The organism is Streptomyces sp. NPDC059564 (genome assembly GCF_042735575.1).
Taxonomy (GTDB): Bacteria; Actinomycetota; Actinomycetes; order Streptomycetales; family Streptomycetaceae; genus Streptomyces.
The window spans coordinates 1-1867 of record NZ_JBHWBP010000639.1 but is presented as its reverse complement, the minus strand read 5'-3'; the positions used below and the strand labels follow the sequence as shown (position 1 = coordinate 1867).

General features: G+C 74.7%; 2 protein-coding genes. Both read left to right on the top strand.

Going from position 1 to position 1867, the window contains the following annotated elements; all coding sequences use genetic code 11:
* A partial coding sequence (locus tag ACFV0Q_RS41175; protein ID WP_385013192.1) for an AAA family ATPase occupies positions 1–680 on the top strand: 680 nt, incomplete at its 5' end.
* On the top strand, positions 677–1531 hold the full coding sequence (locus ACFV0Q_RS41170) for an ECF transporter S component (protein ID WP_385013190.1): 855 nt from the start codon (positions 677–679) through the stop codon (positions 1529–1531). The genes ACFV0Q_RS41175 and ACFV0Q_RS41170, both read left to right, overlap by 4 nt.
* The last annotated feature ends 336 nt before the right edge of the window (positions 1532–1867 follow it).

Here is a 1867-nt window from a genome sequence, read left to right as displayed (position 1 = left end):
AGTCCACCCTCCTCGCCACCCTGGTCGGCACCCTCGCCCCCGCCACCGGCGAGGTGACCGTCGGCGGCCGCACCCCCCACCGCACCCCGCCCGGGGACATGGTGCGCCGCGTCGGCCTGGTCCCCCAGGAACCCCGCGACCTCCTCTACGCCGACACCGTCGCCGCCGAGTGCGCCGCGGCCGACGCCGACGCCGGCGCCGCCCCCGGCACCTGCCGCGGCCTGGTCGCCGCCCTGCTGCCCGGCGTACCGGACGACACCCACCCCCGGGACCTGTCCGAGGGCCAGCGCCTGACCCTGGCGCTGGCCCTGGTGCTGACCGGCCGCCCGGCCCTGCTGCTGCTCGACGAGCCCACCCGCGGTCTGGACTACGCCGCCAAGGCCCGCCTGATCGAGCTCCTGCGGGACCTCGCCGCCGAGGGCCACGCCATCGTCCTGGCCACCCATGACGTGGAACTGGCCGCCGAGCTGGCCCACCGCGTGGTGATCCTGGCGGGCGGCGAGATCGTCGCCGACGGCCCGACGGCCGAGGTCGTGGTGTCCTCCCCCGCCTTCGCCCCGCAGGTGGCCAAGGTGCTGGCTCCGGGCCACTGGCTCACGGTGTCCCAGGTGGCGGCCGCCCTCGCCGGTACGGGGCTCCCCGGCCCCACGGACACCCCCGCCCCTACGGAGACCCCGTGAGCCGCCCCCTCCGTATCGGCCCCCGCGCCGCTGCGGCCCTGGTCCTCGTCACCCTCATCGGCATCGCGGCCTTCGGCTGGCCCCTGCTCGCCGACCGCCAGTCCGGGCTCGCCCACTCCCAGGACGCCCCCTGGCTCTTCGCGGCGCTGCTCCCCCTCCTGGTGGCCGTCGTCGTCGCGACCATCGCCGACCAGGGCATGGACGCCAAGGCCGTGGCGATGCTCGGGGTGCTCGCCGCCGTGGGGGCCGCCCTCAGACCGCTGGGCGCGGGCACGGCCGGCCTGGAGCCCATGTTCTTCCTGATGGTGCTCAGCGGCCGCGTCCTCGGTCCCGGGTTCGGGTTCGTCCTCGGCTCGGTGACCATGTTCGCCTCCGCCCTGCTCACGGGCGGGGTCGGGCCGTGGATGCCGTTCCAGATGCTGGCCCTGGGCTGGTTCTCGCTGGGCGCCGGGCTGCTGCCCGGGCCGGAGCGCATCCGGGGCCGGGCCGAGCTGGCGATGCTCGCCGCGTACGGGTTCCTGGGCTCGTTCGCGTACGGGACGGTCATGAACCTCCAGGGCTGGGTGATCCTGCAGGGCATGGGCCAGGGGGTCTCCTTCCACCCCGGCGACCCGGTGCCGCAGAACCTGGCGCGCTTCGTCGCGTACTGCCTGGCGACCTCGCTGGGCTGGGACCTGGGGCGGGCGGTGCTGACCGTCGTACTGACCCTCACGCTCGGGGCCACCCTGCTGAAGGCGCTGCGCCGGGCGACACGGAAGGCCGCGTTCGACGCGCCCGTTTCCTTCGATTCCGGGCAGGTTTCCACCCCTGACGCCCTCCCCGAAAGAAGTACGGCCGGTCACGTTCGGTGAGATCCGGGGGGTCTGCCGGTGAGGCGGCCCACAGGACCCAGGTCACATACGATCCGGGATCGTAGCCCTCGAAGGCCCCCTGCACGCCCCCCGGAACCGGTCCCCACCAGCAGCGACACCACCCCACCCCCACGGGGGCCGGTGCGCCCCGGCTGCGAGGGCCGCTAGTAAGCGGGCCCTTTGCCACGCCGTCGGGGCGTCTGTAGAACTGGATGAGTCGCAAGGCGGCAGGGGTGCTTCACCCCCGCTCGATCCCCCGCCGACGATCCCCTCTCCTTCGCGTGAGTGGCTCACGCACGTCTTCGGCGTGCCCGCGGCCGTCCTGTTCCCTACGGA